At 51.9% G+C, this 16,522-nt stretch carries 11 protein-coding genes; 1 reads left to right on the forward strand and 10 read right to left on the reverse strand.

The genetic code is table 11. The features are described from left to right. Positions 1-259: 259 nt before the first annotated feature. The 7 genes from hslU to sucC form a co-directional block, all read right to left on the reverse strand. Positions 260-1,663 (reverse strand): ATP-dependent protease ATPase subunit HslU, encoded by a 1,404-nt coding sequence (gene hslU, locus NST08_RS19055; RefSeq protein ID WP_007128762.1) that lies wholly within the window; start codon positions 1,661-1,663, stop codon positions 260-262. 49 nt (positions 1,664-1,712) lie between these two features. Then, positions 1,713-2,255 carry an ATP-dependent protease subunit HslV gene (gene hslV / locus NST08_RS19060; RefSeq protein WP_007128763.1) on the reverse strand — a complete coding sequence of 181 codons (543 nt, stop codon included), beginning with the start codon at positions 2,253-2,255 and terminating at the stop codon, positions 1,713-1,715. Positions 2,256-2,283: 28 nt separating this feature from the next. Then, positions 2,284-3,618 carry an FADH(2)-oxidizing methylenetetrahydrofolate--tRNA-(uracil(54)-C(5))-methyltransferase TrmFO gene (trmFO, locus tag NST08_RS19065; RefSeq protein ID WP_379401403.1) on the reverse strand — a complete coding sequence of 445 codons (1,335 nt, stop codon included), beginning with the start codon at positions 3,616-3,618 and terminating at the stop codon, positions 2,284-2,286. Positions 3,619-3,632: 14 nt separating this feature from the next. Beyond that, entirely contained in the window at positions 3,633-5,732 is a 2,100-nt protein-coding gene (gene topA, locus NST08_RS19070) for a type I DNA topoisomerase (protein WP_341032986.1), read from the reverse strand. A 35-nt stretch (positions 5,733-5,767) separates the two neighbouring features. Continuing rightward, a complete protein-coding gene (gene dprA / locus NST08_RS19075) occupies positions 5,768-6,943 on the reverse strand; it encodes a DNA-processing protein DprA (protein WP_007128766.1) in 1,176 nt (391 codons plus the stop codon). 134 nt (positions 6,944-7,077) lie between these two features. Continuing rightward, a complete protein-coding gene (sucD, locus tag NST08_RS19080) occupies positions 7,078-8,007 on the reverse strand; it encodes a succinate--CoA ligase subunit alpha (protein WP_007128767.1) in 930 nt (309 codons plus the stop codon). 99 nt (positions 8,008-8,106) lie between these two features. Then, on the reverse strand, positions 8,107-9,267 hold the full coding sequence (gene sucC / locus NST08_RS19085; RefSeq protein WP_028405690.1) for an ADP-forming succinate--CoA ligase subunit beta: 1,161 nt from the start codon (positions 9,265-9,267) through the stop codon (positions 8,107-8,109). A gap of 1,284 nt (positions 9,268-10,551) precedes the next feature. Here sucC and NST08_RS19090 point away from each other — a divergent pair. Beyond that, positions 10,552-12,798 carry a helix-turn-helix domain-containing protein gene (locus tag NST08_RS19090; RefSeq protein WP_341032984.1) on the forward strand — a complete coding sequence of 749 codons (2,247 nt, stop codon included), beginning with the start codon at positions 10,552-10,554 and terminating at the stop codon, positions 12,796-12,798. Positions 12,799-12,818: 20 nt separating this feature from the next. Here the strand turns inward: NST08_RS19090 and NST08_RS19095 are convergent, their stop codons facing one another. The 3 genes from NST08_RS19095 to NST08_RS19105 form a co-directional block, all read right to left on the reverse strand. After that, positions 12,819-13,682, reverse strand: coding sequence for a carbohydrate ABC transporter permease (locus NST08_RS19095; protein ID WP_251537516.1), 864 nt, complete (start codon positions 13,680-13,682; stop codon positions 12,819-12,821). Between the two features lie 15 nt (positions 13,683-13,697). Further along, positions 13,698-14,621, reverse strand: a complete 924-nt coding sequence (locus NST08_RS19100; protein ID WP_341032983.1) for an ABC transporter permease — start codon at positions 14,619-14,621, stop codon at positions 13,698-13,700. Between the two features lie 154 nt (positions 14,622-14,775). Then, positions 14,776-16,308 (reverse strand): ABC transporter substrate-binding protein, encoded by a 1,533-nt coding sequence (locus NST08_RS19105; protein WP_341032982.1) that lies wholly within the window; start codon positions 16,306-16,308, stop codon positions 14,776-14,778. Positions 16,309-16,522 lie beyond the last annotated feature (214 nt).

Raw genomic sequence — 16,522 nt, forward strand, 5'->3', positions numbered from 1 at the left:
AAAAAGCCCTATCTTTTTCCAAGAATAAGGGCTTTTTATTCATTTTCGTTTCGTTTTTTTCTAAAATATTGCAAATCTCAATACTGATTTTGTAAAATTTAAAGTTTTCTTCCCAAGGTATAGGTCCAGGTGCAGGTCCGCTTGTTCACAAAAAATTACGAATTCGGTCCTGATCGCTTCCAACATACGCAAATATTTCGACATCTTGGACTTCATTTGCATCGACAAACATTTACACCTGAGCGCCTTCTTTGCCGAATTACAAAATATATTGGCTCAAATCCCGATCCTGGGCGATGCCGGCCAGCTTTTCTCTCACATATTGGGGCGTAATGACCATGCGCTCCAGCGTGAGCTCAGGCGCCTCAAACGACAGATCCTCCAGCAGCTTCTCCAGTATGGTATGGAGCCTGCGGGCGCCGATATTTTCAGTGTTTTGGTTTACTGAGGCAGCAATCTGGGCAATCTCCCGAATGGCCTCCGGGGAAAATTCCACTTCGAGCTCTTCGGTGCGCAGCAAATTGATATATTGCTTGGTCAGCGCATTCTTCGGTTCGGTCAAAATGGACACAAAATCATCCAGCGTCAAGCTGTTCAGCTCCACGCGGATCGGGAAGCGGCCCTGCAGCTCCGGAATCAGATCTGACGGCTTCGCAATATGGAAAGCGCCTGCGGCGATAAACAGCACGAAATCCGTCTTCACCGGCCCGTACTTCGTCATGATGGTAGAGCCTTCCACGATCGGCAGGATGTCGCGCTGAACGCCTTCCCTGGATACATCCGGTCCCGATTGGCGGCCTTGGCTGGCAACCTTGTCGATCTCATCGATGAAAATAATGCCCGATTGTTCGGCACGCCGGATGGACTCCTGGATGACATCATCCATATCTATCAGCTTGGCCGCCTCCTCTTGCGTAAGCACCTTTCTCGCTTCCTTAACGGACAGCTTGCGCCGCTTCGTCCGCTTCGGCATCAGGCTGCCGAACATCTCCTGCATATTCATGCCCATCTGATCATTCCCCTGCCCCGCGAACATATCAAACATATTCGGAGCGGTGTCCTCGACATCGATTTCGATCGTCTCATCCTCAAGCTTTCCGGACAGCAGATTGAACCGGATCTGTCTCCGTTTCTCCTTCAGGCTTTCGTCTTTATCCTCCGCATCATCCTCTACGGCCTGAGACGGATTGTTGCCTCCGAACAGCATCTCAAACGGATTGCGCTGGCTCTTCTGGCTTTTGGTTGATGGGGCCAGCAGCTGCACGATCCGCTCGTTCGCCATCTCTTCCGCTTTATCCTTGACCTTCTCCGTGCGCTCCAGCTTCACCATGCGAATTGCTGTTTCCACAAGGTCGCGAACCATCGATTCCACGTCGCGTCCCACATACCCGACCTCGGTAAACTTCGTAGCCTCCACCTTCACAAAAGGAGCGTTCACCAGTTTTGCAAGCCTCCGGGCAATTTCCGTTTTGCCGACGCCCGTAGGACCGATCATCAGGATGTTTTTCGGAACGATCTCATCGCGCTCCTCATCGGACAGCAAGCTGCGCCGATAACGATTGCGAAGCGCAACCGCAACAGATTTCTTCGCTTCCTTCTGGCCGACAATATATTTATCCAACTCGGAAACAATTTGTCTTGGAGTCATAGATTCTTTATTCACCGTGAATACCTCCCGCCCTGATATGGCTATACGCTGCCGTAAAGCATGATTACAGCTCTTCTACAATAATATTGCTGTTCGTATATACGCAAACCTCTGAAGCAATCTGAAGCGCCTCTCGCGCGATATCCTTGGCCTCCATATGCGATGCATGCCGTTTCAGCGCACGTCCTGCCGAGAGCGCAAAGTTACCTCCCGAGCCGATCGCCAATACATCGTCGTCGGGCTCAATAATTTCGCCCCCGCCGGAGATCAGCAGCATCCCTGTCTTATCCACCACAATCATTAAAGCTTCCAGCTTCCGCAGCACCCGATCCTGGCGCCAGTCCTTGGCCAGCTCCACGGCCGCGCGCTGCAGGTTTCCATGATGCTCTTCCAGCTTGCCCTCAAATTTCTCAAACAACGTAATCGCATCCGCCACAGAACCGGCAAAACCGGCGACAACTTGTCCCCGGTAAAGACGGCGCACTTTTTTGGCGGTCTGCTTCATGACTACACTTTCTCCGAACGTGACTTGGCCGTCGCCGGCAATGGCTGCTTTGCCATTATGCCGTACTGCACAGATCGTCGTAGCGTGAAAAGTCATTTCCATGATGGCGGACCTCCCCTATTTTTAAAAGTTACAGCGTATTCAGTTGGTTGTCATAAATGAATTCGCGAATATGATCAAGAGCGCGATTAGCCAAAGCTTCATTCTTCTCTTTCTTATTCCGGATCCGGGTCTCAAGCTTCGGCAGCAGTCCGAAATTCGCGTTCATCGGCTGGAAATTATCCGGATCGGCGTGCGTAATATAATAGGCCATGCTGCCGATCGTCGATTCCTGCGGGAATACAATCCCTTCTTGTCCACGCGCTGCTCTTGCCGCATTGATGCCTGCAATCAATCCGGAGGCGGCGGACTCAACGTAGCCCTCGACCCCCGTCATCTGTCCGGCGAGATACAGATTCGGACGCGTCTTCACCTGATAGGTTTGCTGAAGCAGCTTCGGCGAATTGACGAACGTATTGCGGTGCATAACGCCATACCGTACGATCTCGGCATTTTCCAGCCCCGGGATCATCGAAATAATACGCTTCTGCTCTCCCCACTTCAGATGGGTCTGGAAGCCTACCAGATTGTACAGCGTGCCGGCTGCATTATCCTGACGGAGCTGAACGACGGCGTAAGGAAGCTTGCCGGTATGCGGGTTCACCAGTCCGACCGGTTTCATTGGGCCGAACAAAGCCGTTTGCTTGCCCCGCTTCATCATGACTTCGATCGGCATGCAGCCCTCGAAATAAATTTCCTTCTCAAACTCTTTGAGCTGGGCAACTTCGGCGTTGACCAGCGCATCGTAGAAAGCATCGAATTCCTCTTCCGTCATCGGGCAATTCAGGTAGGCGGCCTCGCCTTTGTCATAGCGGGAAGCAAGATACACCTTGCTCATATCAATGGAGTCCTTCTCTACGATCGGTGCAGCCGCATCATAGAAGTAGAAGTAGTCTTCGCCCATCAGCTCGCGGATTTGAGCCGACAATGCGGGAGAGGTCAAAGGTCCTGTCGCAATGACAACGATCCCTTCTTCAGGTATATGCTGAATTTCTTCATTTACTACCTCAATTAACGGATGCTGATGAAGCGTCTCCGTGATTTCGCCGGAGAAGCCGTCACGATCCACCGCAAGCGCCCCGCCCGCCGGCACGGCGTTGCGGTCCGCCGAACCGATCACGAGCGAGTTCAACATGCGCATCTCTTCCTTCAAAACGCCGACCGCATTGGTCAACGTATTTGCCCGGAGCGAGTTGCTGCAGACCAGCTCTGCGAACTTGTCTGTATGATGGGCCGGCGTCTTCACGACCGGCCGCATTTCGTATAAGGTAACGGGAATCCCGCGGCTTGCGATCTGCCAAGCCGCTTCACTGCCGGCAAGGCCTGCCCCGATCACCGTTACTCTCTGTGTGTCTGTCAACGTCATTACCCCCTGTATGCCTACATCTCTGCTGCTTCGTCCTGTTCCTCAACCATTTCGGAATAGTCGCAGGAAGTGCATTGAAGCTTGACCCCCTGCTTGCTCTTCTTCTCTACCATTAAGCTGCTGCAATTCGGACACGGTTTAGGCGAAGGTTTATCCCAGGATACGAAATCGCATTCCGGATAGCGGTCGCATCCGAAGAAGATACGCCCCTTCTTGCTCCGTCGTTCCACGACATGGCCTTCCTTGCACTTCGGACAAGTTACGCCGATGTCTTTGACGATCGGCTTCGTATTCCGGCAGTCCGGAAAACCGGAGCATGCCAAAAACTTCCCGAATCGTCCAAGCTTATAGACCAATGGCTTGCCGCATTTCTCGCAAATCTCGTCGGAAACCTCGTCTTCAATCTCGATTTCCTTCATTTCTTCCTCAGCAACCTCAAGCCGCTTCTCGAATGATTTATAGAATTCCGACAGCACCTTGACCCAATCCTCGGAGCCTTCCTCGACATGGTCCAGGTCTTCCTCCATGTTTGCCGTAAATTCCACATTCAGAATTTCGGGGAAAAATTGCTCCATCTGCTCGATGACAAGCTCCCCCAGCTCCGTCGGGACAAACTTCTTATCCTCAATGGCAACGTAGCCGCGCTTCTGGATCGTTTCTAGCGTTGGCGCGTAAGTACTCGGCCGTCCGATTCCAAGCTCCTCCAGCGTCCTTACAAGCCGCGCTTCGGTGTAACGCGGAGGCGGCTGGGTAAAGTGCTGCTTCGGCTCGATATCCTGTTTATCCAGCTTGTCGCCCGTATGCAGCTCCGGAAGGTATTTATCCTCTTCGGTCGTCCCGTCGTCATTACCCTCAACATAGACCTTCATGAAGCCCGGAAAGCGAACCTTGGATCCGGTAGCCCGAAAAACGGCAGTACCTGCCGATATATCCACAGAAAGCGTATCCAGTACAGCAGAGGCCATCTGGCTGGCGACAAAGCGTTCCCAGATCAGTTTATACAAGCGAAGCTGATCACGGCTCATGTACGGCTTCACCGATTCCGGATCCCGAAGGACGGACGTAGGCCGGATGGCTTCGTGCGCATCCTGTGCATTTGCCGCTTTCTTTGAATACTGCCTAGGGCTTTCGGGTACGAACGGTTCTCCGTATTTCTCCGTAATGTACTCCTTCGCCTCGTCTTGCGCGGTACCGGATATCCGGGTAGAGTCGGTACGCATGTACGTAATCAAACCGACAGTGCCTTCCTTGCCGAGTTCCACGCCCTCATACAGCTGCTGGGCGACCGACATCGTCTTCGCGGCCCGAAAACCGAGCTTGCGCGCCGCTTCCTGCTGCAATGAGCTTGTCGTGAACGGCGGCGACGGATGACGCTGACGCTCGCGTTCCTTGACTTCGCCGACCGTGAAAGAGGCATCCTTAATCGCCGCAAGCACCTCGTTCACGTCCTCCTGGCTGGACAGCTCCTTCTTCTCCCCGTTCAGCTGCGTAAACTTCGCTTCAAACGAAGAGCCCTTCACGGCCAGCTTCGCCGTGATCGTCCAATATTCTTCCGGCACGAATGCGCTGATTTCGTTCTCGCGATCCAGAATGATCTTGACCGCAACGGATTGAACGCGTCCTGCCGACAGCCCCTTCTTAACTTTCTTCCATAAAAGAGGGCTGATCTTGTAACCCACCAGACGGTCAAGTATCCGCCGAGCCTGCTGGGCGTTAACGAGATCCATATTAATTTTGCGCGGCGTCTTGAAGGCATCCTTGACCGCCGTCTTCGTGATTTCGTTAAATACGACCCGCAGGCTTTGAGATTCATCCAGCTCCAAAGCATGGGCAAGATGCCATGCGATGGCTTCCCCTTCGCGATCGGGGTCAGCTGCGAGGTATACTTTCTTTACCTTTTTGCTAGCATCCTTAAGTTCCTTTAAGACAGAACCTTTTCCGCGGATCGTAATGTATTTCGGATTGAAGTCGTTTTCCACCTCAACCCCGATCTGGCTTTTCGGCAAATCGCGCACATGACCCATCGAAGCCTTCACGATATATTTGCTGCCGAGATATTTGCCAATCGTCTTCGCCTTGGCAGGCGACTCTACGATGACGAGTGAATCCGCCACAGGTTCATCCTCCTCTCCAACATTCAACTTTCCCATTATATGATCTTATATATAGCACCGGGTAATTGGGTTATCTGCTTTTTTATGATTAAAGATAACAGAACTGAATGCAAATGTCCAAAATCCCACTGGGTCCCCTCCAACAACTCATCAAGCGACCCGGGTCCCTGTTCGAGCATATGGTAAACGTGCCGTTCATCGTTTGTCAACCCGGAATCCATGCCGGGGAGGCTCGAATGAGGGGCCTGCCGCTCCTTATTGTATGTATTGGGAGCCCTGTTTGGCAACCAGGAATCATATTCCTCGATAATATCTTGGACGTCCGTCACCATCTTGGCCCCCTGTTTAATGAGGGCAAGCGTTCCCCGGCTCTTGGGAGAAGTGACTTGTCCCGGAACCGAGAAAACATCCCTTCCGGCCTCCAGCGCATAATCTGCTGTGATCAGCGATCCGCTGCGGGCATCCGCCTCCACGACTACGGTTCCAAGGGACAAACCGGCAATGATTCGGTTTCTCCTCGGAAAAAATCCCGGGTGGGCTTTCGTGCCTGGAGGGTACTCGGAAACAATCAATCCCGATTCTGCGATCCGTTCATACAAGGACCGGTGCTCTGCAGGATAGATGACATCAATCCCCGCACCGAGAACCGCAATCGTTGCTCCTCCGCTTGTTAAAGCCGCCTCGTGCGCGGCGCTGTCAATTCCCCTGGCCATTCCGCTTACGACAGCCAGCCCGTACCGCGTCAGCTCCTCGGCCAATAGGCCGGCCATCTTGCGGCCATAAGCAGTCGGCATCCGGGTCCCGACCATGGCAACGCCGGGCTGGTTCAAAAGCTCCGCACGGCCGATCGAATAGATTACCCAAGGAGGCTCGGACATTGAATTCAACCGCTCGGGATATTGATCATCGAGGGCTGTAATAATACGTATTTTGGAACGGTTTGTCAACTTCCATACATCCCCTCGGGAATGCCCTGCGCTATCGCCCGCAGCATTTGACATCCGCTCCAGCAATTGTTCGACGCTCGACGGAAACCGTTTCGACAATTTATTCGCCTGCTCGACAGACAATCCACAGCTTCTCCAGTCATTCACACCATAAGAAATCATGCCTTCATGCAGCTGGCCGTGCATCATAATCCGGTGAATCGATTTCCATCCGATGCCTTCACTTTCATGCAATGCTGCCAGCAGCGCGCTCTCCAGCTTCATTCCAGTCGCCTCCTTCAAAATAAACAGAAAAAGCAACCTTTCATCTCCTGAAATCAGGACATAAAAGGTTGCTTACCTAATTTTAATATATTGGGTTGCGCAATTAGGCAAAAAGCTGCCTCGCGTTCATACGATTAATGAGTAGTGCAAGCCTCAAGCAAGCCCTTCTCCTCAAGCACACTGACAAGCGTCGATCCCATTTCGGCCGGTGTCGGAGCAACTTTAATGCCGCAAGCCTCGAGTACAGCAATCTTCTCTTTCGCTGTCCCCTTGCCACCGGAAATGATCGCGCCGGCATGGCCCATGCGTTTGCCTGGAGGCGCAGTTGCCCCGCCAATGAAGCCGACAACCGGTTTGGTCATGTTGGCTTTGATCCACTCGGCAGCTTCTTCCTCGGCCGTACCGCCGATTTCACCGATCATGATAACGGCTTTCGTGTTCGGATCCTCATTGAACAGCTTCAAGACATCGATAAACTCGGTGCCTTTAACAGGGTCTCCGCCGATTCCCACGGCAGACGATTGTCCGATGCCGCGTGCAGTCAGCTGATGAACCGCCTCATAGGTCAGCGTTCCGCTTCGCGATACGACGCCGACATGGCCCGGCGTATGGATGTAGCCCGGCATAATCCCGATCTTGCATTCGCCCGGCGTAATGACACCCGGACAGTTCGGCCCGATCAGGCGGGTCTTCTTGCCTTCCATATAACGTGCAACCTTCACCATGTCCAGCACCGGAATGCCTTCCGTGATGCAGATGACAAGCTCCATCTCGGCATCAACGGCTTCCATGATCGAATCGGCAGCAAATGCAGGCGGAACATAGATTACGCTTGCGGTTGCGCCGGTCTTCGCCTTCGCTTCCTCAACGGTGTTAAACACCGGAAGCTTCACGGTAGTTCCGTTCTCCAGCGTAATTTCCACTTCCGTGCCGCCTTTGCCCGGCGAGGTTCCGCCGACCATTTGCGTACCGTAATCGAGGGCGCCTTTCGCATGGAACAGAGCCGTTTTACCTGTAATCCCTTGTGTGATAACTTTTGTATTTTTATCGATCAAAATACTCACGATTGATTCACATCCCCTATTGTTATTTGAAAATGAAAGCAACCGCACGGCCGGACGGTCGAGCGTCCTTAGGTGCCATGCCTCTTCAGGAATGAATTATTACTGAACGAGGGAGACGATCTTCTGTGCTCCGTCGGCCATGGAATCAGCTGGTACGATGTTAAGACCGGACTCGGCCAAAATCTTCTTGCCGAGGTCAACATTCGTTCCTTCCAAGCGTACAACAAGCGGACGGGTCAAGCCCAGCTGCTTCGCCGCTTCAACTACACCGGTAGCGATCACGTCGCAGCGCATGATGCCGCCGAAAATGTTGACGAAGATTCCCTTAACTTGAGGATCGGACAAAATGATCTTGAAGGCTTCGGTAACCTTCTCGGTCGTTGCACCGCCCCCAACGTCAAGGAAGTTGGCAGGATCGCCGCCATAGTATTTGATGATGTCCATGGTAGCCATCGCAAGACCGGCACCGTTAACCATACAGCCGATGTTGCCGTCCAGAGCTATGTAACTCAAGTCGTATTTCGATGCTTCGATTTCTTTCTCGTCTTCTTCGTCCAGGTCGCGAAGCTCGACAATATCCTTGTGACGGAAGAGCGCGTTGGAGTCAAAGTTCAGCTTGGCGTCAAGGGCCATGACGTTGCCGTCGCCCGTAACGACCAGTGGATTAATCTCGGCGATCGAGCAGTCCTTCTCCACGAACGCCTTGTACAAGGCCAGCATAAATTGGACGGCTTTGCCGACCAGCTCGTTCGGAATATTAATGGAATACGCCAGTTTCCGCGCTTGGAACGTTTGAAGTCCGACAGCCGGATCGATGACTTCCTTGAAAATTTTCTCAGGCGTTGCCGCTGCAACTTCTTCGATTTCCGTACCGCCTTCTTCGGATGCCATCATGACGACGCGCCCTGTAGCGCGGTCTACAACAACACCGATGTAATACTCTTTGCGAATATCGCAGCCTTCTTCAATAAGGAGGCGCTTGACTTCCTTGCCTTCCGGACCGGTCTGGTGAGTCACCAGCACTTTGCCCAGAATTTCTTCGGCATAGGCGCGAACCTCTTCAAGGCTCTTTGCCACCTTGACGCCGCCGGCTTTACCGCGGCCGCCTGCGTGGATCTGCGCTTTAACAACGGTTACGGGACTTCCCAGGGATTTGGCAGCTTCCACTGCTTCATCCACCGTAAACGCAACCTTGCCGTTCGGAACAGCGACTCCATATTGCTTCAGTACTTGTTTTCCTTGATATTCATGGATATTCATTCTCGAATCCTCCTATCAACATGACTGGAACAAGGCGGGCTGCATGGGAGCGTTTCAATGACGCCGCTGCCCCTGTCAACCTTTATATAGTAAACCCAAGCTATTGTAACATGTTTTTAAAACGCTTACCTTAAAAATGTTCACAGATTCTCCACTCTATTTGATATAGGTATGATTCCTTCTGGAGAATAATTGGAAATTAAAGGTTAAACAAATCGTTATTTTTTTAAAAATGCTTTGAATACTTTGACAGCAACAAATCCGATCACAAATCCGATAACAGCGAGAATCAACAATAGCACAACCAATGTAATGATAATGTTCTCCCAAAGGATGTTCATAGCTACACTCCTATGCAATAAAGATTTCCAATATCATCTAAATATGGATTATAGCATATTTCCCTCCGAAATCCCTTCCATTTGCTCTATTCTTTGAATTATTTCACGAAGCTGTATAAGCAGTACAAGGGGATGCCTCCTTCTAACTCTCAGTTTGGGGTCTGAAGTTGAATAAGTGGGGGGGTGGGCGTTTTAGTTGGACTTTTTTGGGAGACTTTGGAGGGTAACTTTACATTGGCGCCTGCAAGTCCCTTTTTGGGACTTGCTCCGGGCTTGGAGTTGCTTTTGGCGCCAGCAAGTCCCTTTTCGGGACTTGCTCCGGGCTTGGAGCTGCTTTTGGCGCTCACACGTCCCTTTTTGGGACTTGCTCCGGGCTTGGACCTGCTTTTGGTGCGCACACGTCCCTTTTTGGGACTTGCTCCGGGCCCGGAGCTGCTTTTGGCGCCAGCAAGTCCCTTTCCGGGACTTGCTCCGGGCTTGGAGCTGCTTTTGGCGCCAGCAAGTCCCTTTTCGGGACTTGCTCCGGGCTTGGAGTTGCTTTTGGCGCCTGCAAGTCCCTTTTCGGGACTTGCTCCGGGCTTGGACCTGCTTTTGCCGCTAGCAAGTCCCTTTTTGGGACTTGCTCCGGGCTTGGACCTGCTTTTGGTGCGCAAACGTCCCTTTTTGGAACTTGCTCCGGGTTTCGAGCTGCTTTTCGCGCCAGCAAGTCCCTTTTCGGGACTTGCTCCGGGCTTGAACCTGCTTTTGGTGCGCACACGTCCCTTTTTGGGACTTGCTCCGGGTTTGGAGCTACTTTTGGCGCAAGCAAGTCCCTTTTCGGGACTTGCTCTGAGCTTGCAGCAGCTTTTGGGGCTCAAAACTCTTTATCCCGAATGGTTGATCCTGTACAATGGATGACGATACATAACAGGTAAGCGGATTCAAACATAAAGGAGATTGCGGCATGCAGTGGTTGACCTCCCGTTTTTCGGTCCATTCCTTATTTTTTAAAATGCTCGTTTATTTTCTGATCGTCATCATCCTGCTTTCCTCCTACAACATCTGGTCAATGACGTTTTATACGCGGAATGTCCACAACGAGATCGTAAAATACAATTTGACGCTGATCCGGAATACCGTGGACAGCTTCGAGAAACAGTATACGACTTGGAAAAGCCTGCTCCTCAGCCTTCAGCACAACGAATTCGTGGGAAATATTAATCGGCAAGCCGACAAAGGCGGCAAGCAGGCGATCGATTACCTGCAGGTGGACTTGGTGATGGATCAAATCCGCACGATTGTGACGCAGCCGTTTTATCATTTACAGAACGTGATGATCTACTATCGAAGCCACTCATTTCTGCTGGAAAGCGACGGTATGGTGGATGATGACCGGATGTTTAGGCACTATTACGTCAGCGAGCAGTATCCGTACGAGTTTTGGATAAAGGATGCAGACAGGTCAGACGCTTTCCTGCAGGCCCTTCCGAGCAGCGGCTTTACCATTGAGCCCAAGAGCAGCGAGGTGGAACTGCTCCCGCTGGTCAGCCATGTCCCTGGAAGCCCATGGGAAATTATCGCATTGGTCAATATGAACAGCTGGTATGAATCCTATAAAGGCATGTCCGGCTCCCGCTTTCTGCTGCTTGATCAGGACGGAACGCCATTGTTTCAATCCGCCCCATCCTCTAAGGATGCCCCGCTGCCTGCATGGAATGGAACATTCGAATGGATTAAGGACAAGGGGAATTACTATTTTTTTGAAAAAGGGGACCGCTCGGGTCTTACGTATGTATCCATCATTCCCCATAATGAGCTGAACCGCAGCATCAGCCGCATGAATTGGATCGCGGCGCTGCTGTTTGCCACGACGCTGCTGATCGGAACGCTGGCATCCTGGTTCTTTACCCGCAACATTAACCGGCCTTTAAAGCGGATGATCACGGGCCTTGGCAAAACCGAACAGCACCTTTATGAGGGCACCATTTCCGAATTCAACGCGATCGCAAGCCATCTGCAGGGATTGCATCATGAACGCAAGCAGATCAAGGCATGGATGGACCATATCAAGCCTCTGCTGACAAGCTATCATTATATGGCTCGCTTCAAAAACATCAACATTGACGCAGCCGCCGCAGCTGAGCTGCCGGTAAGCGAGGGTGCCTTTATGATCGTTGTGTTCCAGCTAAGGTACAGGCATACTCCCTCGGAACTGCTCGATGAAATGCTGACCAAGGCCACCGGCAAAATCAAAGACATTATCAGCCTTCAAGTGCAGGAGGCCTTTCCGTTATCCCATACGCTTCAAATGGACAGCAAAGAGATCTTGTCAATCGTATACACGCAGGAAAGGTCGGAGCGTCTGCTCGCCTGCCTGAACGGTTTGAAGCGGATATTCGATCAAGACCAAGGCACTTACCTGGTTACGATTGCCGTGTCGTCCGTGTTCCAGCATACTTCCCATTTCGATCAGGCCTACACGGAAGCGATGTCGCTGCTGCTTCAAGCGATGCCGGTCGAAGAAACCCAGATTATATGGGAAAAGGCGCCGCGGGAGGACGTGACCGGCTTTACAGCTGAGCAGGAGCATGAATTTTACGTAATCCTGCAAGCAGGCAATGAAGTCAGCTGCCAACAGCTCATCGATCGGGCGTTTGATTCGCTTCATCGCCGGGGCGCGACGGCGGATCAGCTGCATCATTTCGCCCTTGCCGTCCTCAGTCGTATCCGAAAAACGATGGCGCTGCTGAACATCGAATCAAGCCCGCTTCCATCCGATCATCGGCCGCTTGCGCATTGCGTCACTCCCGAACACTACAAACAGGCGCTGCTGAACGAGCTTGCCCGTGCAGCGGAAGCGATTCGACGAAAGCGAGAAGAAAATTACGATATCATTCAGTTTATTGCCCAGTTTATGGAAAACCATATTTCCGAGGAAATATCACTGGAGCTATTGGCGGATAAGCTCAACATGTCGCCGACGTATCTGTCCGGCTATATTAAAGAAAAAACCGGCAGCAACTTCAGCGATCATCTACATGCGATCCGCATCCGGAAAGCGAAGGAGCTTCTCGTAACGACAAATATGCCGGTCCAGGAAGTTGGCGCGCAAATCGGCTATCGTAATGTCACATCCTTTATCCGCATGTTCAAAAAATTAACCGGCCAGCCGCCCGGCGATTACCGGAAAACCCATTGGATCCGGAATTAGCAGGCGGCCGTGCCGGCCGTTTAACCTTTAACGGAGCCGATCAACGCTCCTTTTACGAAATATTTCTGGATGAACGGGTATACCAGCAGGATCGGCACGGTGGACACCATGATGGTGGCAAATTTCAGACCATCCTCCACGACGACGATATCGCCGACCACCGGGCCGTCGGTTCCCGTGAATTGCCCGGATAGCACGATGTTTCTCAAGATGACCTGAAGCGGCTGCATATCGGCATCCCGCAGATAAAGCAGCGGGCCCATAAAATTATTCCACATGCCGACGGCGTAATACAATCCGATCGTCGCCAGCACCGGCTTGGAAAGCGGCAGCACGATCCGGAAGAAAATACCGACCTCGGATAAGCCGTCGATTTTGCCCGACTCCTCCAGCTCTTGCGGCATTCCCATGAAGAAGGTTCTCATGATCAGCAGGTTCCAGGTGCCGACGGCCCCTGGCAGAACCATGCCCCACACCGTATTGACAAAGCCGAGCTCTTTGACCACAAGAAACGTCGGGATCATTCCGCCGTTAAAAAACATCGTGAACACGATCATCATAAGAATCGGCTTGCCCATAACCATTTTGGTCTTGGACAATGAGTATGCGCCGAGCGCGGTTACCATCAGGGAAATCGCGGTTCCCAGCACGACATAGATGAAGGTATTTTTGTAACCCTTCAGTACCCTTCCATCTTCAAATACATACCGGTACATATCCAAATTAAAGCCTTTTGGCCACAGCCATACGGTGCCTGACGCAATCGCTGCCGAATCGCTGAGCGAGACGGCCAGCATATAAATGAACGGATACAGACATGCGGTTACTACGCCGAGCAAAATCAATGCGTTTAAGACATCGAACCAGTTCCACTTCCATTTCACATTCCATTCCTCCCTCTACCAGATGCTGCTGCCGCTGACCCTGCGGCTGAACCCGTTGGCTGCAATGATGAAGATAAAGCTGATGATTCCGGTAAACAGATCAATTGCCGTGGCGTAACTGTAATTGCCTTGGGTCAAACCGACGCGATAGACATAGGTGGAAATGATGTCAGCGGTTTCATACGTGGCCGGGGTTGCAAGCAAATATACTTTTTCAAAGCCGATCTCGAGAATTTTTCCGATATCCAGAATCAGAATGATGACGATCGCCGGTGCGATTCCGGGAAGCGTTATGTTCAGCGTCTGCTTCCAGCGATTCGCCCCGTCCATGCGTGCGGCTTCGTATAATTGCGGATCAATCGCCGTCAAGGCCGCCAAATAAATAATGGTCCCCCAGCCGATATGCTGCCACACGTCCGTCGTTACATAGATGGTTCTGAACCAGGAGGCCTCCACCAGAAAATTAATGCGTTCAAGACCCAAGGCGCTCAGAAGCTGGTTCACCATCCCTCCGGTAGGCGACAGGAACATGACCGCGATACCCGCCACCACCACATTGGATATGAAATGGGGAAGATAGCTGACGGTCTGGACGAACCGCTTCATGAAGGATCTTCGTACCTCATTGATCAGCAGGGCCAAAATAATCGGAGCCGGAAACCCGAACAACAGCTTATAGAACCCGAGCAGAAACGTATTTCTCAGCACGGGCCAAAAGTCGGGGGTATGAAAGAACATATTGAAATACTTGAAGCCGACCCAATCGCTCTCGGTGATGCCCTTGAACAAATTGTAATCCATGAAGGCGATCGAGACGCCGAAGATGGGAACGTATTTAAAAATGACGTAATACAGAACGCATGGGAGCAGCAATAACAGCAAATATTTATCCCGTTTCACTTTGCGCAGAAAGCCCGGGCGGCGGGATGCTTGCAACATGAAATCCTCCTTCGTAACGCTTGATCAAGCTAAGCTGGGATGGGAAGCGCATGGCTGCCACGGACCTGGCCGGCACCGGCCGCGGCCACAAACGCCACAGCCGGAACGCCGGCCTAGTGGAAGCTGCCCAAGTTAATCCCAACCTTGCGTTTTGCTATTTTCCTTCATTCACGAATTTTTGCGTCCGCTCGTAAGCGCTCTTGTGCACATCCAGCACTTGCTGCACGCCCAGCCGGTTCACCTCGGCCACGTAGGCGTCCCATTCGTCCATCTTTTTCTGTCCCAAAATAAATTTTGCTATTTGCTCTTCATGGTACTTCTTGACGGTTTCTCCCACCATGCTAAGCACTTCATTCTCTTCATTGGTATAGGCCAGCCTCGGCTGCGGTTTCGTTTCATGCTCCGGCGCGATTTTCATAGCTGCCTGCATTTTGGGTGAATACATCGATTCAAATGCGCTCATATCCAGCACCGTATGGGCGCCGATGGTGGCAATGCCCGTCTTCGTACGCAAGTCGCCGAATTCTTTGTAGTCGTCTTTAAACTTACGGACGCCGTTCTGGGTCGTGTAGGTTTCCCCTTCTTTCCCCCAGGTAGCCAGCTCGATTCCTTCCGGCGAGTACAGGAAATCCAAATACTGCAGCAGCGTATCCCGCTCCTTCGAATTGGCCGCTACGGCGAACCCGTCGGTCTGGAGTCCTGCAAACACGTTGTGGGATTTACCGTCCGGCGTTCCGACAGGCGGCAACATGTAATCGAGGCTGAACTCGGATGCCTTGTCGCCCAGCATGAGCGGCAGCTCGTCCATAATGCCGATATAATCGCTTGCGATAAACGCTTTATTCTGAAGAAGCAGATCGTTAAACTGCTTGCGCTTATGCGCCATGAAATCCGGTGCGATCAAGCCCTCGGTATAAAACTTGTTCATGTACTCGACCATGATCCGATAATTGTCCTCCGTCGGTCCGTAGCGCCATTCTTCCTTCTCGTAATCGTAATAATAGCTGCTGCTCGTATTAAACGCCGGCGCCATGTTGACCAGTGGGCTTAAACCGTTGAACACGGCGATCGGGAAGCTGTCCGGATACAGCTCTTTCAGTTTTTTGGCAACCGTATAGAGCTCGTCATAGGTAGTAGGCGGGGTCAAATTATGCTTTTTGAAAATATCATCCCGGTACAGCCAGGATCGCCTGGACTGCTGTTCGAGCCCATACAGCGGCATAAAATAGTTTTTTCCCTCCGGAGACAGGATCGCTGCCTTGACCTCCGGGTGATCCTCGAGAAACTTCTTGTAATTCGGCATCTTGTCCAAATGCTCGAAATAATCGACGAACGCTCCGCTGGCACCATGGGTATTCGCGGCGTTCAGGCTGTTGACCATCATCAAATCGGGAATTTCGCCGGATGAAATCGCCAGATTCATCGTCGTTGTATAATCGCTCATGACAGGCTGAACTTTAAACGAAATACCGGTTGCTTCCTTCAAATATTGATAAATCGGCCAATTTTCTTTATAGGGCCAGTTCGTATGGGAGAAGGTCATCATGTCCAGCGTAATCTCCTTCGTCCCGAGCGATCCTGCATTTCCCTCCTTTCCTGCTTCACCTTTCGCGCAGCCGCTCAGCAATGCACCGGTCAGTACCGCGGCGAGTGCGACCCTCCCCCATTTCCGGTTCCAAAATTTCATGTAACCCTCTCCTTCATTTCATATGATCTGCCACGCTCGCCCCCGCCACCATTTCAGCTTGCAGCTTGGGGCGTTCGTTTACGAGCTTGATTCTATCCGCTGTTTCTCTATTCTGGCTACTTACATTCTTTCCTCTTGTTGCCCGAACCTGCGATTCTGAAAAAGTGGCAATGATCTGAAATCCGGTCAACTCATCGTCGGCAGCCCGCTTCAC

Source organism: Paenibacillus sp. FSL K6-1566, from assembly GCF_038050475.1.
Lineage (GTDB): Bacteria > Bacillota > Bacilli > Paenibacillales > Paenibacillaceae > Paenibacillus_AQ > Paenibacillus_AQ lactis.